Genomic DNA, 17,988 nt, shown 5'->3' with positions numbered 1-17,988 from the left:
AATTGGCGCAGGCCGCAAACGGCTTTGCTGTCACAATCTCGAAATCGCCTGCTGCGGGTTCCTATGCCGGCGCCTTGAGCGGTGCCCGCCGCTTCTGCCAGCCGGATATCTTCTCCATCTGCGCGGCCAAAGACAAAAGCGTCTCCTCGTCGCCGGGGCGTCCGGCGGCCTGGATGCCAAGCGGCAGGCCGGCCGCGGTGACATGGACGGGCAGTGCGATCGAAGGCTGGCCGCTGACATTCTGGATCGCCGGCCAGTGGGTGAACCAAAGGCTCTTGTCCATCAATTGCCCGAACAGCGATTTCATCTTCAAGAGCCGGGTGAGGTGCATCTTGTCCAGCATGCTCTCGATGAACTCATCGGCGCCCTTCGGGTCCATGGCGCCGCAGGCGAGCGGCGGGTGCGCAATGATCGGCATCAGCACGGCGTCGTACTGCGCGGTCTCGCCGATCAGGTGACGCGATGTGGCATGCAGCCGCTGCAGGATCTCATAGATCTCGCCAGCGGGAATGATCTCGCCGAAGCGGCTGAGCACGCGCGTGGCACGCTCGATGTCGCCGGCAACCGGGCGGCCGACGCGCAAGGCCTCGGCACGCATCGTGCCGGCCACGGCTGAAGTCACCGTCTTGCAGAAATCAGCCATGAAGTCGCGACCGATATAGGGTAGGTCGATTTCTTCCACCGTATGGCCACCCTCGCGCGCCAATGCCACCGCAGTGTCCAGTGCCGTCAACGTCTCGGCCGAAATCGGCAGGCCGAGCGGCGATTTCCGGTAGACGGCGAGCTTGAGCTTGCCGGGGTCGCGCGCGGCGGCGGCGGCGAAAGGGCCTTTCGGCGCCTGCGCGGCATAAGGCGACAGCGGATCGGCGCCGTGGGTCAGGTCGAGCAGCAGCGCCGAATCGCGGACCGAGCGGCTGACGGCATGATCGACGACCATGCCGTACCAGCTCTCGCTGACCAGTGGCGTCAGCGGCACGCGGCCGCGCGAGGTTTTCAGCCCGACCAGCCCGCTGCAGGCCGACGGCACGCGGATCGAGCCGCCGCCGTCCGAGGCGTGCGCCGCTGGCACCACGCCGGCCGCCACCAGCGCGGCGGCACCGCCGGACGAGCCGCCGGTCGTATGGCCCGTATTCCACGGATTGCGGGTGATGCCGAAAGCGGCCGACTCGGTCATCAGCCTCAGCCCGTGCTCGGGCGAAGTGCTGGTGGCGATCGGAATGAGGCCGGCGGCAAGGTAGCGCTCGGTCATCACCGAACTGAAGTCGGCGGTGAAAGCCGGAATGCGGCTGCCGCCATGGGTCGGCACGCCTTTGATGGCGATGCCGAGGTCCTTGATCGCAAAGGGTACGCCGGCAAGCGGCAGCTTGCGGTCGACGGTTTTGGCGCGCGATCGCGCCGCGTCGTAGAGCGGCTCGGCGATGGCGTTGATATCGGGGCGGGTCGCCTCGGCCCGGGCGATCGCCGCATCGACAAGCTCCTGCGGCGAGACCTCTCCTTGCTGTACCAGCCCGGCCAGGCCGGTTGCATCCTGCTCCCACAACACCCGTTCAACCGACATCGCCGCCTTCTCCCGCCTGGCTGGAGGCTAGCGGCAGGCGATTTCCTTGGCAACGGCGGATGATTTGTCGGCGGCGAACAGGAGCGCTGGGGTGGTGAACAACATCGTTTCCGCGATTGCAAATATAACGCAATCGCCTAGTTTGCGGGCATGGCGCCGCAGGACATCAGCAAGCTGATCGTCCGGACTTCGATGAAGGACCGGGCCGCGTTCGATCTGCTCTACAGGCAGACAAGCGCGAAACTTTTCGGCGTCTGTCTTCGTGTATTGAACGACCGGGGAGACGCGGAAGAAGCGCTTCAGGAAGTCTTCGTCAAGATATGGACCAAGGCGGACCGTTTCGCTGTCTCTGATCTGAGCCCGATTTCTTGGCTGGTGGCCATTGCGCGCAATCATGCGATCGATCGCATCAGGGCGCGGCGCGTGCCTGCCGCCCATATCGATGCCGCGCTCGACGTGGCCGATCCGGCGCCGGGACCGGAGGCCATGGTTGTGGCGGGCGGCGAGTCCGAACGCATCTACCATTGTCTCGATGAACTGGAAAAGGACCGGGCGGCGGCCGTCCGGGGCGCCTATCTCAACGGCGAAAGCTATGCCGAACTTGCGGAACGCCATCGCGTGCCGCTGAACACGATGCGGACCTGGCTGCGGCGCAGCCTGCTCAAACTTAGAGAATGTCTGGAAAGATGACGCTGGCAGAGGACAACGGACCGGAACGTGGAGGCGACGACCTGTTCGCCGCCGAATACGTTCTTGGCGTGCTCGCCACGGACGAGCGCCAGATCGCGGCCCGCCGCATCGACACCGAAACCGGTTTCGCCCGCCTGGTCGACAACTGGGAAGTGCATTTTTCGCCGATGGCCGCCGCCTATCCCGAGATAGAGCCTCCGGCCTCGGTCAAGCCGGCTGTCGACCGCCGGCTGTTCGCCTCCTCGTCGACGGCGACACAGCCTCGCGCCGGCCTCTGGTCGAGCCTTGGCTTCTGGCGTGGCCTAGCCGCGGCGGCCGTTGCCGCGCTCGCCATCTACGTCGCCGTGCCCTACCTCAACCCGCCGGTCGTTGCGCCGCAGGAGCGGCTTGTCGCCTCGCTGGCGGCCGACGGCAGCGACGTCAAATATCTCGTCGTCTATGACGCCGCCCGCCGCGATGTCGGCCTGTCGCTGGTTTCCGGCGAGCGTGCCGCCGGCAAGGACTTCGAGCTGTGGATGATCGAGGGCAAGAATGCTCCGGTCTCGATGGGCGTCATCCCGGTCGGCCAGACCACGCACCTAGCCGTTACGCCGGCCGTCCAGCAGAAGCTCGCGCAAGGCGCCGTGCTCGCCGTCAGCGTCGAGCCGACAGGTGGCTCGCCGACCGGCCAGCCGACCGGACCGGTCGTCGCCGCCGGCGATCTCAAGGGCATCTGATTCCTTCCGAAGTCCTGATTTGCCGGCGCAAGCAGATTGTTAATCTATCTCCGGCGTCGGAGCGATCCCGAAAGCATTTAAGATGGCAAAGGGTCGATAGAAGAAATTCCGATCGCCGCGCGTTCGAAATAAAACTTTTTTCGCCGATCGCCGAAACTCATGCATTTCTACTCCGTATATCCTTGCGTTCCCAAAAACGGGAAACGATCTCAAGAGGAGTCAGAAATCATGCGTAAACTCGCCACCCTTTTGCTTGCCAGCACGCTCGCCGTTTCAGCGCTCGGTGCCGCTGCCTTTGCCGCCAATCCGATGGTCGGGGGCGCCCCGATGTATGCCAAGAAGAACATCATCGAGAACGCGGTCAATTCGAAGGACCACACCACGCTGGTTGCCGCCGTCAAGGCAGCCGGCTTGGTCGACACGCTGCAAAGCGCCGGTCCCTTCACCGTGTTCGCGCCGACCAACGAGGCCTTCGCCGCGCTTCCGGCCGGCACCGTCGAAACGCTGCTCAAGCCCGAGAACAAGGACAAGCTGACCAAGATCCTGACCTGCCATGTCATCGGTGCTAAGGCGCTGGCGGCTGACGTGACCAAGATGGTCAACGATGATGGCGGCGCGCACAAGGCCAAGACCGCCGGCGGTTGCGAGCTGACGCTCAAGGCCGATGGCGGCAAAGTCACCGTCACCGACGAGAACGGCAATGTCGCCAATGTGACGATCGCCGATGTCGAGCAGTCGAACGGCGTCATCCACGTCATCGACAAGGTTCTGTTGCCGAAGATGTAACAAAGGGCCCGCTGCCGGCGAACTGGCAGCTAGAGCATGATCCCGAAAAGTGGGAACCGGTTTTCGGAAAAGATCATGCTCAACAGGCTCGAAGCACCCTGCCGATTGCGCGGGTCAATGACCCGCGCGATCGGCAAGCGTCCGCTCCGCAGCGTTGCTCCAGGTATGGAGCCGGTGCGGAGTGTTCGTTTTCAGGACCGTCACCGGCTTTTGATTTCCGGCTGGCGGTCTAATCTGGCAAATTGATTTCAGGAGGAATGGCATGACCCGTCGCGACTTTCTCTGGAGCGGCGCCGCTGCCGTGGCACTGGTGGCCGGCGCGGCGGCAATGCTGCGCATGGGTGGCTCCCAGGATGCGCTGGCGGCCCAGACCTTCGAGGTCACCAAGACCGACGCCGAGTGGCACGCCATCCTCTCCGACGCGGCCTACAACGTGCTGCGCAAGGAAGGCACCGAATATCCCGGCACCAGCCCGCTGCTCAACGAGCACCGCAAGGGCGTTTTCGCCTGCGCCGGCTGCGACCTGCCGCTCTATTCGTCCGAGACCAAGTTCGATTCCGGCACCGGCTGGCCGAGCTTCTGGCAGGAGATCCCCAATGCCGTCGGCAAGACCGTGGACCGCTCGCTCGGCATGACCCGCACCGAGGTCCACTGCCGCCGCTGCGGCGGTCATCTCGGCCATGTCTTCGACGATGGCCCGCCGCCGACCGGCCTGCGCCACTGTATCAACGGCGTGGCGCTAAGCTTCAAGCCGGCCGCCGCCTGACAATTCCAACTGCGGCAAAAAACTCCGGGCTTGCGGCCCGGAGTTTTTTGCGGGATCGGAGCTTCGGGCCAGGACTGGAGGAGCATCCCCGAAAACCCGCTGCGCACGTTTGAAAATCAGTGACCGCCACCACTACCGCCGCCCTGTTCGGCCGGCTTGCGGATGAACAGGACGAACAGCCCCAGTGTCGCGAACAGCACCGTCAGCATGAAGAACACGTCCATGAAGGACAGCAGTGCCGCCTGCTGCTGGACCATGCCCGACAGTTTGTAGATCGCCGCCTTGGAGGCATCGAGCCCGGCGGTCTGCTCGAAGTTGAGCGTCATGTTCTGCAGCTTCTGCTGCGCCTCGGCACTGCCCCACTGCACGTGCTCGGCAAGCCTCGCATAGTGGAAGGCGTTGCGGTCGATCAGCACGGTGTTGATGACGGCGAGGCCGACGGCACCGCCGAGATTGCGGGTCAGGTTGAACAGGCCCGACGCATTTTTCAGCCGCTCGGGCGGCAAGGTGCCCAGCGCGATGTTGTTGATCGGCACCATGCACAGCATCATCGAGCAGCCGCGCAGGATCTGCGGGATCAGCAGTTCCCAGAAATCCCAGTCGGCGGTCAGATGCGTCATCCACCATGTGCCGGTGGCAAAGCCGAAGAAGCCGATCATCATCATCAGCCTGAGGTCCATCTTGCGCGACAGGATGCCGGAGATGGGCGCGGTGAAGAACATCGCCAGGCCGCTGACGAACAGCGCCTCGCCGATCATCATCGAATCGTAGCCGCGGATGCGCCCGAGATAGACAGGGTACAGGTAGGTCAGGCCGTAGAGGCCGATGCCGATGACGAAGGAGAACAGCGAACCGAAGGCGAAGTTGACATTGCTGAAGGCCCTGAGGTCGACGATCGGCTCCTCGGCGGTGAAGACACGCCAGAAGAACAGCACCGCACCGACGGTCATGACAATGGCGCAGATGAACACCGCCTGGTCCTGCAGCCAGTCGTTGCTCGGGCCTTCCTCCAGCACATATTCCATGCAGCCGAGGAAGGCGGCCATGCCGGCAAGGCCCCACCAGTCGAACTTGCTGAACAGCTTGAGATTGGGCTTATCGAAGTCGATCAGCGTCCAGGCCGCTGCCGTCACCATGATGCCGGGCACGACATTGACCAGGAACAGCCAGTGCCAGGACATGGCGTGGCTGATATAGCCGCCGACGGTCGGGCCGATGGTCGGCGCCAGCGTCGCCACCAGGCCGATCATCGGCGAGACGAAGGCGCGGCGCGAGGGTGGGAAGATGGTGAAGGCAGCCGCGAAGACGCTGGGAATCATGCCGCCGCCGATGAAACCCTGGATGGCGCGGTAGACGATCATCTGGTCGATGTTGGTGGCCGTCGCCGCCAGCGCGCTGGCGGCGGTGAAGCCGGCCGCCGAAACCGTGAACAGCACGCGCGTCGACAGCATCCGGCTGAGGAAGCCGGACAGCGGGATCATCACCACCTCGGCGATCAGATAGGCGGTCTGCACCCACGGGATCTCGTCGGAGCTGGCGCTGAGGCCCGCCTGGATCTCGGACAGCGAAGCCGAGACGATTTGGATGTCCAGGATTGCCATGAACATGCCGAACACCATCGCCAGGAAGGCGATGACGCGGCGAACCGGCATATGGTCGGACGGCACTGCCGGCGCAGCCGGCACCGATCCTGCGGTCAGGGTTGCGGTCGCCATGACACTGCTCCCGGGTTTGGTTTACTTCGTGGCGGCCGGCGCGGTGCGGCTGTCGACGGCGACGACGACGCTCAGGCCGGCGCGCAGCCTGCCGGTCTTCAGGACGTCAGCCGGCACGTCGATGCGCACCGGGATACGCTGCACGACCTTGGTGAAGTTGCCGGTGGCGTTTTCCGGCGGCAGCAGCGAGAACACGGCACCCGACGCCGGCGCCAGCGACGAGACCGTGCCTTCGAAATCCTGGCCGTCGGTCGCATCGACCGAAATCCGGACCTTTTCGCCGGGCACCAGCCGGGCAAGCTGCGTCTCCTTGAAATTGGCGACGATGTAGAGCTTGTCCATCGGCACGATGACAGCGAGCTTCTGTCCGGGGCTGACCAGGTCGCCCTGCTCGACGGAGCGGTTGCCGACCACGCCGTCATAGGGAGCGCGCAGCACGGTGAAGGAAAGATCGCGCGCGGCCTTGTCGTGGCTGAGCTGCAGCGAGGCCAGCGTGCTTGCCTGCTCCGCGCGCTGCGCTTCGAGCACGCCGATATTGGCCGCCGCCGCCGCGATCTGGGCGTCGGCGCCGACGAGTGCGGCCTTGGCCTGGTCGAGGGCGGTCTGGGCGTCGTCAAGCTGCGCCTGCGTGCCGACATGGGTCTTCACGAGTTGCGCCGCGCGCTGCTGGGCACGGGCCGCATTGTCGGCCGCGGCCTGGTCGGCGGTCTTCTGCGCCTCAGCCTGCTGCAGCGAGGCCTGTGCGGCCTTGGTCTGCGCGTCTATGCGGTCGAGCGTCTTGCTCAGCGTGGCGATCTGCGCCTCGGCCTGGGCGACGGCAATCTTGTAATCGCCGTCATCGACGGTCAGCAGCGGGTCGCCGGCCTTGACCTGTTGGTTCTCGGTCACCTTGATCTGGTCGACATAGCCGGAGATCTTCGGCGAGACGAACGCCATGTCAGCCTGGACATAGGCGTCGTCGGTTGAGATCATGAAGCGGCCGTCGGTCCAGTAGTCGTAGCCGTACCAGGCGCCGGCGCCGAGCAATCCGAGCCCGATGATGGGCAAAAGCAGGGAGCGCACCGAGCGCTTCTTCTTCGCCGGCGCCTCGGCCGGTGCGTCGGTGACGGGCTGCAAGGGCACTTCCGGCGCTTCGGTCGACGGCGCGACCTTCGCATTGGGGAATGGACGGACTTCGGCAGTGACAGGCGCGTTCGAGGACATGATATCTCTCTATCGGTACTATATAAGGGAAACCTGTTAGACTGAACCGTTCGGTTCGATATGGGCGTTGACTTAGCGCCAAAACGGGCCCATATCAAGGGGCAATCGAACCGTTCGGTTCGAATTATTTTGCGAGGTGTGACTTTTATGGCCGAAACACTATCCGACACCGGCAAGGACCAGTGCGATGTGCTGGACAGCCTGCGTCGTGGCCGCCCGGCGGCCGGGCAGGATCCGGTCAAACGCAGCCAGATCATCGATGGCGCTCGCCGTGTCTTCATCGACAAGGGCTTCGAAGCCGCATCGATGAACGACATCACCCGCGAGGCGGGCGTCTCCAAGGGCACGATCTATGTCTATTTCGCCAACAAGGAAGAACTGTTCGAGGCGCTGATCGAGGAAGAGCGCGGCACGATCTTCAAGAACATGTACGAAATGCTCGACCGCGCCGACGACCTTCGCCAGACGCTGGTGAAGTTCGGCAAGGTGCTGTCGCTCAAGATCACCTCGGCCAAGGTCATCCAGGCGCAGCGCACGGTGATCGGCGCGGCGGACAGGATACCCGACATGGGCGCGCGGTTTTACGAACGCGGCCCAAAACGCGGCCATGACAGGATGGTGGCTTTTCTCAATGCCGCGATCGAACGTGGCCTGCTCAAGGTCGACGATGTCGATCTTGCCGCCTATCAATTCACCGAACTCTGCCTGGCCGGGTTTTTCCGCCAGTGCATATTCTCATACCGCACCAAGGCCCCGAGCCAGGAGGAAATCGACCATGTCGTCAGGTCGGGCGTCGCCATGTTCCTGAAGGCCTACGGCACCGAAAGGCTTGCCGAAGAGGAAAGCCACCAGCTGATCGCGCTGGAGGCGAAGCGCTAGCCGCCGTTGGCGGCGAGCACGATCGCCGCGCGCAATTCCTCGAGGCCCTCGCTCTTTTCCGACGAAGTCGCCAGAACGAACGGAAACGCCGCCGGTCGTTTCTTGATCTTCGCCAGCGTCTCCTCGATCAGTCGCGGCACGCCGGCCGCCTTGATCTTGTCGGTCTTGGTCAGCACGATCTGGTAGGACACCGCCGCCTTGTCGAGCAACGACAGTACTTCGTCGTCCTTGGCCTTGATGCCATGGCGGGCGTCAATCAGCACGTAGACGCGCTTGAGCGTGACGCGGCCCTTGAGATAGTCGAAGACCAGCTTCGTCCAGTCGTCGACCTTTTCCTTCGGCGCGCTCGCATAGCCGTAGCCCGGCATGTCGACCAGCGCCATCGGCGGCAGGTCGGTGCCTTCGCCGGAAAACCCGCCCGGCACGAAATAGTTGAGCTCCTGCGTCCGCCCCGGCGTGTTGGAGGTGCGCGCCAGGCCCTTCTGGTTGACCAGCGCGTTGATCAGCGACGACTTGCCGACATTCGAGCGGCCGGCGAAGGCGATCTCCGGCGGCCCTTCCGGCGGCAGGAATTTCATCGCCGGCACGCCGCGGATGAAGATCCACGCCTGCGTGAACAGTTCGGGCGCGATCACGGTCTTGTCCAGGGCGTTCAAACGGCTGCCTCCAGCCGGGCAATGTCGGCGCCCCTGATGGCGTTGAGGTTGCGGCTGATCTTGTCCACCGGCCAGTTCCACCATGCCGCCATCAGCAGCCGCCGGACCGTCTTGTCGTCGAAGCGCATTTTCACCACCTTGGCCGCATTTCCGGCAATGATCGCATAGGGCGGCACGTCGTGCGTGACAACCGATTTTGCCGCGACGATGGCGCCGTGGCCGATCGTCACGCCGGGCATTATCACCGCGTCCATGCCGATCCATACATCATTGCCGAGCACCGTGTCGCCGCGTATTTCCTTCGACCAGGTCTTCGGGTCGAAACCTTCTTCCCAGCCATGGCCGAAGATGTTGAACGGATAGGTCGAGAAGCCGGACATGGCGTGGTTGGCGCCGTTCATGATGAAGCGCGCGCCCTCGGCGATGGCGCAGAACTTGCCGATGATCAGCTTGTCGCCGATGAACGGGTAGTGGTGCAGCACGCACCGCTCGGCGAATTTGTCGGGCCCGTCCGGGTCGTCATAATAGGTGAAGTCGCCGATTTCGATGTTCGGCGCGTTGACCAGCCCTTTCAGGAAACCGACACGCATATGCATCGGGATCGGATGCTTGATGTTTGGGTTGGGTCCGCTCATGGCCTGGCTCCGTTTCATCTCGGGCAGGTCCAAAATAGCGTGATTTGGGGCGATATAAACCGGGGCCCCGTGAAGGACGACAGGACCCCGGTCGCCGGGACGGCCTCCCAAACACCGGTGCCTCTGCGCCGGAAGCCGTCACCGTGGCGTGGTGTCTTGCCGCGACTAAGAAACATGACGATCGGCAAAACCCGTGGCCGCTTCCCTCAAGACGGCGTGCCGCCGCGCGCTGCGAGGTCGCAACACAACAGCTACGGCGCGCGGCGCGCCGAAGTTTCGCCGGGTACAAAATGTGATCCCGGCAACAAAAACCCCGGACGAACCGGGGTTTTTGAGAACGTTCTGGGGTCGAGGCGCCCGCTATTCCGCGGGCGAGGGTTTCTTGCGGAACAACGCCACCAGATTGTCCCACAGCTCGATCTTGGCGCCCTGGCGCTTCATGATCACGCCTTGCTGCAGGATCGACAGCAGGTTGTTCCAGGCCCAGTAGATGACCAGGCCGGCGGGGAAGCCCGCCATCATGAAGGTGAAGATCACCGGCATCCAGGTGAAGATCGCGGCCTGGGTTGGGTCCGGCGGCGTCGGGTTCATGCGCATCTGCAGGAACATGGTGACGCCCATGACCAGCGGCCAAACGCCGATCATCAACATATGCGGCAGCGTGATCGGGATGAGACCGAACAGGTTGAACAGCGATGTCGGATCGGGTGCGGCCAGATCCTGGATCCAGCCGAAGAACGGTGCGTGCCGCATCTCGATGGTGATGTAGAGCACCTTATAGAGCGCGAAGAACACCGGGATCTGCAGTGCCACCGGCCAGCAGCCGGCGATCGGATTGATCTTCTCCGTCTTGTAGAGCTCCATCATCGCCTGCTGCTGCTTCATCTTGTCGTCGGCGTATTTCTCGCGGATCTCGAGCATCTTCGGCTGCACCTTCTTCATGTTCGCCATCGACGCGTAGGACTTGTTGGCGAGCGGGAAGAAGATGGCCTTGACGATGACGGTGGTGGCGAGGATGGCCAGGCCGAAATTGCCGAAGAATTTGTAGAGCGTGTCGATCAGCCAGAACATCGGCTTGGTGATGAAGTGGAACCAGCCCCAGTCGATCAAGAGGTCGAACCGCTTGATGTTGCGGCCTTCGGCATAGGCATTGATCTTGCCGACTTCCTTGGCGCCGGCGAAGATTTCCGACTCCACGGTCGTCGACTGCCCGGCCGCAACCGTGATCGCATCGGACAGGAAATCGGCCTGGTAGCTGTGGCTGTGCGGCCCGGCATTGAATTCGAAATAGGAGAAGTTGGGCTGGAACGGCTGCTTCTCGGTCGGCACCAGAGTGACTGCCCAGTATTTGTCGGTGATGCCAAGCCAGCCGTCGGTCGATTTGCCCGGTTTGTATTCCTTGTCCTTCTCGATCGACGCGTATTTGTGCTCCTGCAGGCCTTCGGTACCGGTGAAGCCGATCAGGCCCTCATGCAGCACATAGATGCTGGCGACGGCCGGCTTGTCGAAGCGGGTGACACGGCCATAGTTGAACAGCGACACGGCGGCGGCGCCGGAATTCTGCACCGTATCGGAAACGGTGAACATGTAGTCGTTGTCGACCGAGAAGGTGCGCTTGAAGGTCAGGCCGTTGGCGTTCGAATAGGTCAGCGTGACCGGGGTCGCCGGCGTCAGCGTCGCGTTGCCGTCGACCTTCCACACCGTGTCCGCGCCCGGCACCGCGCCGGTCTTGTCGTTGCCGACGAAACCGATCTCGGCGAAGTAGCCATTGGGCAGCGCCGCCGGATTGAGCAGCTCAATCTCGGGCGAATTCTTGTCGACCGTTTCGGTGTAGTGCTTGAGCTTGAGGTCGTCGAGGCGCGCGCCGGTGAGGTTGATCGAGCCCTCGAGGCTCGGCGTGTCGATCTTGACGCGGCTGGTCGCCGCCAGCGCCTGCTCGCGGCCGGCCGGGGTCACGGCTTCGCCGCCGGGCGTGTTGGGGATGGCGCCCGGAGCCGGAGTCGGCGTAGTGGCGGCGCCGGGATTGGCCGCTTCAGCCGCCTTCTTCTGCTCGGCCGCCCGCTGCTCTTCGATGCGGGCCGCCTCGCGCTGGGCTTCGACGCGCGGGTTCATGTAGAACACCTGCCAAAGCGTCAGGATCAGCACCGACAGCGCGATGGTGATGAAGAAGTTACGATTGTTTTCCATCGAAGCCCTTGGCCTATCGTGTTCCGCGCAGTCGGCGTGAGAGTTCGGCCTTCAACTGGCCGAACGGGATGGCAAGCACATCTTCACGTCCAACGATGACATAGTCATTGCCGGGCGCCATGTCATCGGCCGCATGCGTGCGCACGGCTTCCCTCAGCCGCCGCCTGACGCGGTTGCGGACGACCGCATTGCCGACCTTCTTGGTGACGGTGTAGCCGACGCGCGGCGCGAGACCGTCGCCGCGGTCGAGAACTTCAACGAGAAAAAGCCGCCCGCGCCGCTTTTCACCGCGGCGGACGGCCAGAAAATCCGCGCGCTTCAGAAGCCGCTTGGGATTTGGCCCCACTGGCTTGCCGGTTGCGGGCAACGATCTCGTCTTCCGTTCAGGCGCTGAGCCGCTTGCGGCCGCGGTTGCGGCGAGCTGCGACGACGCCGCGACCACCCTTGGTGGCCATGCGGGCACGGAAACCGTGCCGGCGCTTGCGGACGAGTTTAGACGGTTGGTAGGTACGCTTCATTTGTTTTAATACCGCGGGGTGCGGCCCTTCTTGATTCTGTCACTGTGTAACAGGAGCTTTGCCGGGCCGGTTTAGGCGCGATCGAAACCGCGCCGGGACGAATGGCCCGAGCGTGAGCGGGCTTATAGAAAGAAGGCTTTTGGAAGTCAATCCGGGCGGCGGGCCGGGTTGTCGCGGTCTTTCGGGCGGCCATATTTGTTCGCCCAAGGATGAAATTGGCAAAAAAGCCGCAATCGCCTAATCTTGGCTGTTCAAGTGTTTGTGAAGACGCTGCATGAGTGAAGCCCTAGCTACGGACGAAAAGGCCGGACCGGCGACCACCGCCGCCCGTACGGTGCCGCTGTCGCGTGGGTTGTCGACGAAGCTTCTCCTGCTCACCATCGTCTTCGTGCTCTTGGCCGAAGTCCTGATTTTCCTGCCCTGGATCGCCAGCTACCGGTTAAGCTGGCTGAAGGAGAGGCTGGGCACGGCGGCCGCGGTATCGGTCGTGCTGGTGCAGGGCGAGCCCAACTCGCTGTCGCGCACCGCCCAGAACGACGTGCTGATGGCGATCGGCGCCAAGGCGATCGCCGTGCGCGACGGCGGCGTCTCCAGGCTCCTGGTGGTGTCCGACATGCCGCCGCAGGTCGACGAGCATATCGACATTGCCAGTGTCGGCCTGGTCGAGGGCATGAGAGGCGCACTCGACACGCTGTTCTTCGGCGGCAACCGCATGCTGCGCGTTTTCGGGCCGGTGGGCGAGAGCGACAAGGAGTTCGAGCTGATCATGCCTGACTACGCATTGCGCAACGCCATGCTCATCTATTCGCGCAACGTCGCCTTCGTCTCGCTGCTGATCTCGCTGTTCACCGCCATGCTCGTCTATGCCGCGATCGACCTGATCATGATCGGCCCGATCCGCACGATGACCCGCTCGATGCTGTCCTTCTCCGAGGCACCCGATGACCCCGGGCGGATCATTCGTCCGGCCGCCCGCGCCGACGAGATCGGCGTCGCCGAGCGCGAGCTGTCGCAGATGCAGGAACGGCTGCAGAAGATGCTGACCGAGCAGAAGCACCTCGCCGATCTCGGCCTCGCCGTGTCGAAGATCAATCACGACATGCGCAACATCCTCGCCTCCGCGCAACTGATGTCGGACCGCTTGCGGCAGGTGAAAGATCCAACCGTGCAGGCCTTCGCGCCAAAACTGCTGCGCGCACTGGACCGCGCCGTGTCCTACTCCGAAGGCGTGCTGGCCTATGGCCGCACCCAGGAGCCGCCACCCTCGCGCCGGCGCGTGCGGCTGCGCCAACTGGTCGAGGACGTGCACGGCCTGCTCGACATCGAGGAAGGCATCGAGTTCGTCAATGCCGTCGAGCTGGCCTTCGAGGTCGACGCCGATTCCGACCAGCTGTTCCGCGTGCTCACCAATCTTTGCCGCAACGCCGTGCAGGCGATGGCGGCGGACACCGAGGGCGCTGTGGTGCGCCGGCTGGCGGTATCGGCCGAGCGCATGGGCAGCGTCAGCCGCATCATCGTCACCGACACCGGGCCTGGCCTGCCCCCTAAGGCGCGCGAAAACCTGTTCGCGGCATTCCGCGGCTCGGCGCGCAGCGGCGGCACTGGCCTTGGCCTGGCCATCGCCTACGAGCTGATCCGCGCCCATGGCGGCACTGTCGAGCTGGTCGAATCGATCGGCGGCCGCACCACCTTCGCCGTCACCATCCCCGACCAGCCGGTCCGGTTCGACCAGGCCCGCGGCAGCCTGCGCCGCCCGGCCTAAGGTGTGTCGCGATTCAGGTGAGGCCGGCCTGCAGATGGCGGTGTCCTGCGCTTCCAGTGCTCACGTAGTAAAACTACGCTACGCTCCGGTTCTCGGAATCCACCATCTTTGGCTCAGCCTGACCTGAATCGCGACGCACCTGATCTGCACTAGCGGAGCGCCTGCGACAAAACTTTTGCCGGATCGGCTTGCTTTTCGGAAATTCAGTCGCTAGGGAACACGTCTCGTCGCGGCCGGTCGTTCACGATCGGATCGCGGGGCTATGCAAAGCATGGCCTGTTGCGCGCCCGTAGCTCAGCTGGATAGAGCACCAGACTACGAATCTGGGGGTCAGGAGTTCGAATCTCTTCGGGCGCGCCATCATTTCAAGGACTTAGCGGGAAATCGCAGACTAAAAAGACGAAGTAGTCTGCGATTTAGTCTGCGGAAGCCAAGCAGCGCCGGCCAGCACGTCACGGATGAACACAACGGCGCGATCGGGAGCGCCTACGGCTGTCGTGTCGACCAGTTGCACCGGTTTGGTTTCTACGGCACGGCGCGGCCTTCATACATGTACACCATCGGCCGAGGCCCCTTTGCGTAGCCCTCTTCGATCCGCGAGATGCTGAAGCCGACGGTCTCAACAAGCGTCCAAATCGGGCGGTTGCGATGGCAACCGCCGGCGATGTGCTTCCAGACCGGCGTCAGGCGGTCCTGCCAGAGTTGTACCGAGCCCTCCGGCGACAGGCCGTGCTCGACGAAGAGAAGTTGCCCACCCGGTCTGAGTATCCGCCGCATCTCTCCCGTCAGTTCGCGGAACGCCGGGCGCGCAGTGCAAACCGGCTTACTGCCCGCCTGAACGCTTCGTAGTAGGTCGGATCTTCGGTTCTCATGATCTTGTCCCACCAGGTGAAATACAGTCCGAAGTTGGTGCGCGGCCGGGCATGGTGCAGGTCGTGATGCGTGCCCGTGGTGATCCAGTCAATTGGCGGGCGGCCGTCGGCTGTCGCCGGAAAGATCTCGTAGCCGCAATGCCCGATCGCATTGCGCAGCATCATGTGCGCGGTGAAGATGAAAGCTGCGAGCACGCTGGTCGGCATGATCGCCATCATGATCAGCAAATAGATCGCGTTGACGAACGCTTCGCGGCGTCGATCAGTACCTTTTTCGTCTAGTTCAGAAGTTTGGCTATGCTCGCTCTAATCCGGCAGAGCGGGTTACGGCTTGCCGCCAAGCTGCTGGATGAAATCGATCATATGCGATGCGGCTGTTTCGGGCTGTTCTAGGGGCATGAGATGGGCTGCTGCGGGCACGTTGATCAGTGTCGCTCGGTCGCCCAACTCCTTTTGCAGCGATTTGCCGTTTTCAGGAGGCGCGATTTGATCCTCCGCACCTTGCAGGATCAAATACCGGATCTGCCCCGGAGGTGCCCACCACGCATCGAGTGGCGTAGCTTCGGCGGCCTGTTTTTCGACCGGCCCCGCTTCGGGAGCACGAGACGGTTTGAACATTGCCCAGATCCGCGCGGAATCTCTCGCATTGGAAACAAAATACGGCATGATCGCCAGAACGTCGGCATCGCTGGAAGCCTGGTTGAGGAGAATCGCCAATGCGTGGCCGGCCGCCGGTTTGGGTTGTATCTTCCCGCCCGCCGCCAGCAGAATGACGCTTCGCGCCAGTTCAGGATGAGACGCGGCCAACATGCGGGCCACGCGGTTGCCGAAATCGTTTCCAGCCACATGGGCCTGCCCTAGCTTCAGGGCTTGCATAACACCAGCAACGTCGTCCGCCAGCGTCTGGAGTGTGACACCTGTGCTGGAACCGGTACTGTTGCCCGAGCCCCGGAAATTGATGCCGACTACCCGGTAGCCGGCCTTAGCGAGCGCCTCGGCCAGACCATCCAGGTAATCGACTGTCAGTGTTGCGCCCGGTAGCAACACGATCGCTTCGCCTTCGCCTCGACTGACGTATTCGATGTTGGCGTCGGCCAGCTTGATGATACCGGTTTTGACGGTTTGGGCTGGCGCGACTGTTGAGGATGCCCACAGCACGAGTCCGGCGACAAAAATCGCGCCAATCGAGTTCGCTAAGAACGAAGAGATTCCGCCCGTCTTCAACGACAAAGGCAGTTGCCCCAAAAGCCGGCGCGAGACTTGGTGTGTTGAGGTGTACATGTCGCAAAACCTTCTGAGGGCACGAACGGCTTTTCCTACTCGACCAGCTCAATATCTCCGGGCTTCCAGCTCTTGTCGAACCAGGGTTCAAGCGGACCGTAGAGACGCAACAGCGTGTTCCAGCCCTTGCCGGGCATAGTCTGCACCCAGTTGCCTTCGTGGCCAGCCGGCGCCTGTGGACCGAACCAGACCGTTGTCGAGCCGTCAGCGTCGGGCTTGAGCCCGGCCATTGTGCTGTCCAAGCCAGCAAGCTTCTGGTCCGTCTCCAGCAGCGACCGGGTCTGATTGTCATACACGACAAAAGACCAGAAGTTCTTCGCAGGAACCGGCCCCGGAAGGGTGACGGTGTAGGTCTTGCCGCCGTCGAAATAGCTCCCCTTCGAGTCGCGCACCGCAACGGCATATGCGGAGCCAAAGCCCACTTTTGCCATTGCCATCGCAGGCGTGATGCCGGTCGCGTAGTAGAAGAACATCGTTTGCGCGTCGAGCACGCGTTCGGCGCCGTCCTCGAACTTGTAGCTCCCGTGGACAAACGCAGTAAACCACTGCCGGTCAGGATAGAACTTGGCAAAATCTCCCCGCGACGCGAAGAGGACGGTTCGGGCCGTCGCATTGGCCACGGCCACTGAATCCGTCAGCAGCGCCTTCATCCGATCGTCTGGTGCGAAAGGTTGTCCCTTCTTGATGCCGATCGCCGCGAAGAGTCCCACCTTATCGGGTTCGACGAAATCGGCCGGTTCGCGCTGAACGACTTCATTCAACTCGTCGTAGAAGCGGATGGTATTCGCGCTGATGGTGTTGAACTTCAAACCGGAGACATTGGTGAATGGCACCCGCGGAAGCTCTCCAGTTTCGGACAAAGCAAACAGCGGATATATGTTCGCTACGTCCTTGACGCGCTTCACGGTTCCAGCCATGTCGCCGTCCTTCACGAAAGCCCGAAAGAAAACGAGCAACGTGTTGGTGCGTGGTTTGGCGGTGAAATACCCTTCAGTGGGAAGTTCGCCAGCGTAGCCAGGCGGCACGAACAGGTATTTCCCTCCCTTGCCAGCGTCGGGACCGGTCAAGCCGACATCCGTCACCCAACGGAAATAGGCGTCGTCCACTGGGCCGAGCACGCCAGCTGGCACTTCCAACACTATCGGGCCGTCCCTCAGGTCTAGGCAGGCGAAGGTGTAGACCGTCGTTGTGTTGGCAGTTAAGAAAAGTGAGCGCGCATCGAGCAGGTCCTCTGCCATGCCGAACCCGGCGTTCGCCTTGATGCCGGCCTTCTCAAATCCGTTGCAGGCAGCACGGACCGAAGTGGCGGGAATGCCATCGAAAAAGGCCTGGACGCCGCGCGAGAAATCGAGCTGGTCGTAAACCAGTTTGACAGTCGCATCGTCGGGGGCGCCATTGTGGAATTTCAGCGTGCCGATGCGCGTCTCGACGCTATCCGGCGTCGTGATCCAGTCAGGGACATCTGCTGAGTATTTGGGGCTCGCATCTTGGGCGAGTGCCGGTGCAATGGCTATCAAGGGTAAGATGGAGGCGGCTGAAAACAACAACGCACGGCTCAATGGCTTGTTCATCGGGGCTTCTCCTCGCTAGGAATGGTAAATCTTTATGTCGGCAAAGTTCTTGTCGCGAGTGCGTGCTGCCCGCGCTTTGTCCCAAGCTGCAAAGTGACAGCGATTGCGCTCAGTCTTCCAGCTCTGGGCGCCTTTCGCAATGTAACTAACTGTAACCTTACGTGGACATTTCACGTCCTGCAGGGGCACACAT

Annotated in this window: 18 protein-coding genes and 1 tRNA gene; 7 read left to right on the top strand and 12 right to left on the bottom strand. The window is 62.9% G+C overall.

The window, feature by feature from the left end; genetic code table 11:
• Positions 1-61 precede the first annotated feature (61 nt).
• Positions 62-1,558 (bottom strand): amidase, encoded by a 1,497-nt coding sequence (locus AC1RUK_RS27375; protein ID WP_481838139.1) that lies wholly within the window; start codon positions 1,556-1,558, stop codon positions 62-64.
• A gap of 150 nt (positions 1,559-1,708) precedes the next feature.
• On the opposite strand from AC1RUK_RS27375, the gene AC1RUK_RS27370 reads away from it, so the two are divergent.
• From AC1RUK_RS27370 to msrB, 4 genes are all read left to right on the top strand, one after another.
• A complete protein-coding gene (locus tag AC1RUK_RS27370) occupies positions 1,709-2,248 on the top strand; it encodes a sigma-70 family RNA polymerase sigma factor (RefSeq protein WP_006200641.1) in 540 nt (179 codons plus the stop codon).
• A complete protein-coding gene (locus tag AC1RUK_RS27365; RefSeq protein ID WP_481838140.1) occupies positions 2,245-2,964 on the top strand; it encodes an anti-sigma factor in 720 nt (239 codons plus the stop codon). Before AC1RUK_RS27370 ends, AC1RUK_RS27365 begins: the two co-directional genes overlap by 4 nt.
• A 228-nt stretch (positions 2,965-3,192) precedes the next feature.
• The gene (locus AC1RUK_RS27360; RefSeq protein WP_481838141.1) at positions 3,193-3,750 is read left to right on the top strand and encodes a fasciclin domain-containing protein; all 558 of its coding nucleotides are present in this window, start codon (positions 3,193-3,195) and stop codon (positions 3,748-3,750) included.
• Positions 3,751-4,012: 262 nt separating this feature from the next.
• Positions 4,013-4,516, top strand: coding sequence for a peptide-methionine (R)-S-oxide reductase MsrB (gene msrB, locus AC1RUK_RS27355; RefSeq protein ID WP_481838142.1), 504 nt, complete (start codon positions 4,013-4,015; stop codon positions 4,514-4,516).
• A gap of 116 nt (positions 4,517-4,632) precedes the next feature.
• Here the strand turns inward: msrB and AC1RUK_RS27350 are convergent, their stop codons facing one another.
• Together AC1RUK_RS27350 and AC1RUK_RS27345 are read right to left on the bottom strand one after the other, a co-directional pair.
• Positions 4,633-6,231 carry a DHA2 family efflux MFS transporter permease subunit gene (locus tag AC1RUK_RS27350; RefSeq protein ID WP_481838143.1) on the bottom strand — a complete coding sequence of 533 codons (1,599 nt, stop codon included), beginning with the start codon at positions 6,229-6,231 and terminating at the stop codon, positions 4,633-4,635.
• A 21-nt stretch (positions 6,232-6,252) separates the two neighbouring features.
• Positions 6,253-7,434, bottom strand: a complete 1,182-nt coding sequence (locus tag AC1RUK_RS27345; protein ID WP_481838144.1) for an HlyD family secretion protein — start codon at positions 7,432-7,434, stop codon at positions 6,253-6,255.
• A gap of 147 nt (positions 7,435-7,581) precedes the next feature.
• Between AC1RUK_RS27345 and AC1RUK_RS27340 the strand changes: the two genes are divergently transcribed.
• Entirely contained in the window at positions 7,582-8,313 is a 732-nt protein-coding gene (locus tag AC1RUK_RS27340; RefSeq protein WP_481838145.1) for a TetR/AcrR family transcriptional regulator, read from the top strand.
• Here the strand turns inward: AC1RUK_RS27340 and yihA are convergent.
• The 5 genes from yihA to rpmH all read right to left on the bottom strand — a co-directional run bounded on the left by yihA (position 8,310) and on the right by rpmH (position 12,309).
• A complete protein-coding gene (yihA, locus tag AC1RUK_RS27335) occupies positions 8,310-8,891 on the bottom strand; it encodes a ribosome biogenesis GTP-binding protein YihA/YsxC (protein WP_425312836.1) in 582 nt (193 codons plus the stop codon). The two genes, AC1RUK_RS27340 and yihA, sit on opposite strands and share 4 nt — an antisense overlap.
• A gap of 74 nt (positions 8,892-8,965) precedes the next feature.
• Positions 8,966-9,604, bottom strand: coding sequence for a CatB-related O-acetyltransferase (locus AC1RUK_RS27330; protein WP_436170138.1), 639 nt, complete (start codon positions 9,602-9,604; stop codon positions 8,966-8,968).
• Between the two features lie 360 nt (positions 9,605-9,964).
• On the bottom strand, positions 9,965-11,791 hold the full coding sequence (yidC, locus tag AC1RUK_RS27325; RefSeq protein WP_436170139.1) for a membrane protein insertase YidC: 1,827 nt from the start codon (positions 11,789-11,791) through the stop codon (positions 9,965-9,967).
• A gap of 13 nt (positions 11,792-11,804) precedes the next feature.
• Entirely contained in the window at positions 11,805-12,158 is a 354-nt protein-coding gene (rnpA, locus tag AC1RUK_RS27320) for a ribonuclease P protein component (RefSeq protein WP_436170140.1), read from the bottom strand.
• A 16-nt stretch (positions 12,159-12,174) separates the two neighbouring features.
• Positions 12,175-12,309, bottom strand: coding sequence for a 50S ribosomal protein L34 (gene rpmH, locus AC1RUK_RS27315; RefSeq protein ID WP_008833937.1), 135 nt, complete (start codon positions 12,307-12,309; stop codon positions 12,175-12,177).
• A gap of 274 nt (positions 12,310-12,583) precedes the next feature.
• On the opposite strand from rpmH, the gene AC1RUK_RS27310 reads away from it, so the two are divergent.
• Entirely contained in the window at positions 12,584-14,071 is a 1,488-nt protein-coding gene (locus AC1RUK_RS27310) for an ATP-binding protein (protein ID WP_481838146.1), read from the top strand.
• A 283-nt stretch (positions 14,072-14,354) separates the two neighbouring features.
• A tRNA-Arg gene (locus AC1RUK_RS27305) sits at positions 14,355-14,431 on the top strand.
• A 165-nt stretch (positions 14,432-14,596) separates the two neighbouring features.
• Here AC1RUK_RS27305 and AC1RUK_RS27300 read toward each other — a convergent pair.
• From AC1RUK_RS27300 to AC1RUK_RS27285, 4 genes are all read right to left on the bottom strand, one after another.
• The gene (locus AC1RUK_RS27300) at positions 14,597-14,848 is read right to left on the bottom strand and encodes a hypothetical protein (protein ID WP_481838147.1); all 252 of its coding nucleotides are present in this window, start codon (positions 14,846-14,848) and stop codon (positions 14,597-14,599) included.
• An 8-nt stretch (positions 14,849-14,856) separates the two neighbouring features.
• The gene (locus tag AC1RUK_RS27295) at positions 14,857-15,162 is read right to left on the bottom strand and encodes a sterol desaturase family protein (protein ID WP_481839380.1); all 306 of its coding nucleotides are present in this window, start codon (positions 15,160-15,162) and stop codon (positions 14,857-14,859) included.
• A 105-nt stretch (positions 15,163-15,267) separates the two neighbouring features.
• On the bottom strand, positions 15,268-16,224 hold the full coding sequence (locus AC1RUK_RS27290; RefSeq protein WP_481840144.1) for an alpha/beta fold hydrolase: 957 nt from the start codon (positions 16,222-16,224) through the stop codon (positions 15,268-15,270).
• Between the two features lie 35 nt (positions 16,225-16,259).
• Positions 16,260-17,795 (bottom strand): DUF1254 domain-containing protein, encoded by a 1,536-nt coding sequence (locus AC1RUK_RS27285; RefSeq protein ID WP_481838149.1) that lies wholly within the window; start codon positions 17,793-17,795, stop codon positions 16,260-16,262.
• Between the last annotated feature and the right edge of the window lie 193 nt (positions 17,796-17,988).

This window comes from Mesorhizobium monacense (genome assembly GCF_056781675.1).
Note: the sequence above shows the minus strand (reverse complement) of the source record. Positions and strands in the feature narration are given on the sequence as shown.

Coding starts and splice junctions, on each gene's coding strand:
- AC1RUK_RS27375 (WP_481838139.1), bottom strand. CDS start 1,558: ATGTCGGTTGAACGGGTGTTGTGGGAGCAGGATGCAACCGGCCTGGCC.
- AC1RUK_RS27370 (WP_006200641.1), top strand. CDS start 1,709: ATGGCGCCGCAGGACATCAGCAAGCTGATCGTCCGGACTTCGATGAAG.
- AC1RUK_RS27365 (WP_481838140.1), top strand. CDS start 2,245: ATGACGCTGGCAGAGGACAACGGACCGGAACGTGGAGGCGACGACCTG.
- AC1RUK_RS27360 (WP_481838141.1), top strand. CDS start 3,193: ATGCGTAAACTCGCCACCCTTTTGCTTGCCAGCACGCTCGCCGTTTCA.
- msrB (WP_481838142.1), top strand. CDS start 4,013: ATGACCCGTCGCGACTTTCTCTGGAGCGGCGCCGCTGCCGTGGCACTG.
- AC1RUK_RS27350 (WP_481838143.1), bottom strand. CDS start 6,231: ATGGCGACCGCAACCCTGACCGCAGGATCGGTGCCGGCTGCGCCGGCA.
- AC1RUK_RS27345 (WP_481838144.1), bottom strand. CDS start 7,434: ATGTCCTCGAACGCGCCTGTCACTGCCGAAGTCCGTCCATTCCCCAAT.
- AC1RUK_RS27340 (WP_481838145.1), top strand. CDS start 7,582: ATGGCCGAAACACTATCCGACACCGGCAAGGACCAGTGCGATGTGCTG.
- yihA (WP_425312836.1), bottom strand. CDS start 8,891: ATGAAATTCCTGCCGCCGGAAGGGCCGCCGGAGATCGCCTTCGCCGGC.
- AC1RUK_RS27330 (WP_436170138.1), bottom strand. CDS start 9,604: ATGAGCGGACCCAACCCAAACATCAAGCATCCGATCCCGATGCATATG.
- yidC (WP_436170139.1), bottom strand. CDS start 11,791: ATGGAAAACAATCGTAACTTCTTCATCACCATCGCGCTGTCGGTGCTG.
- rpmH (WP_008833937.1), bottom strand. CDS start 12,309: ATGAAGCGTACCTACCAACCGTCTAAACTCGTCCGCAAGCGCCGGCAC.
- AC1RUK_RS27310 (WP_481838146.1), top strand. CDS start 12,584: ATGAGTGAAGCCCTAGCTACGGACGAAAAGGCCGGACCGGCGACCACC.
- AC1RUK_RS27300 (WP_481838147.1), bottom strand. CDS start 14,848: ATGCGGCGGATACTCAGACCGGGTGGGCAACTTCTCTTCGTCGAGCAC.
- AC1RUK_RS27295 (WP_481839380.1), bottom strand. CDS start 15,162: ATGATGGCGATCATGCCGACCAGCGTGCTCGCAGCTTTCATCTTCACC.
- AC1RUK_RS27290 (WP_481840144.1), bottom strand. CDS start 16,224: ATGTACACCTCAACACACCAAGTCTCGCGCCGGCTTTTGGGGCAACTG.
- AC1RUK_RS27285 (WP_481838149.1), bottom strand. CDS start 17,795: ATGAACAAGCCATTGAGCCGTGCGTTGTTGTTTTCAGCCGCCTCCATC.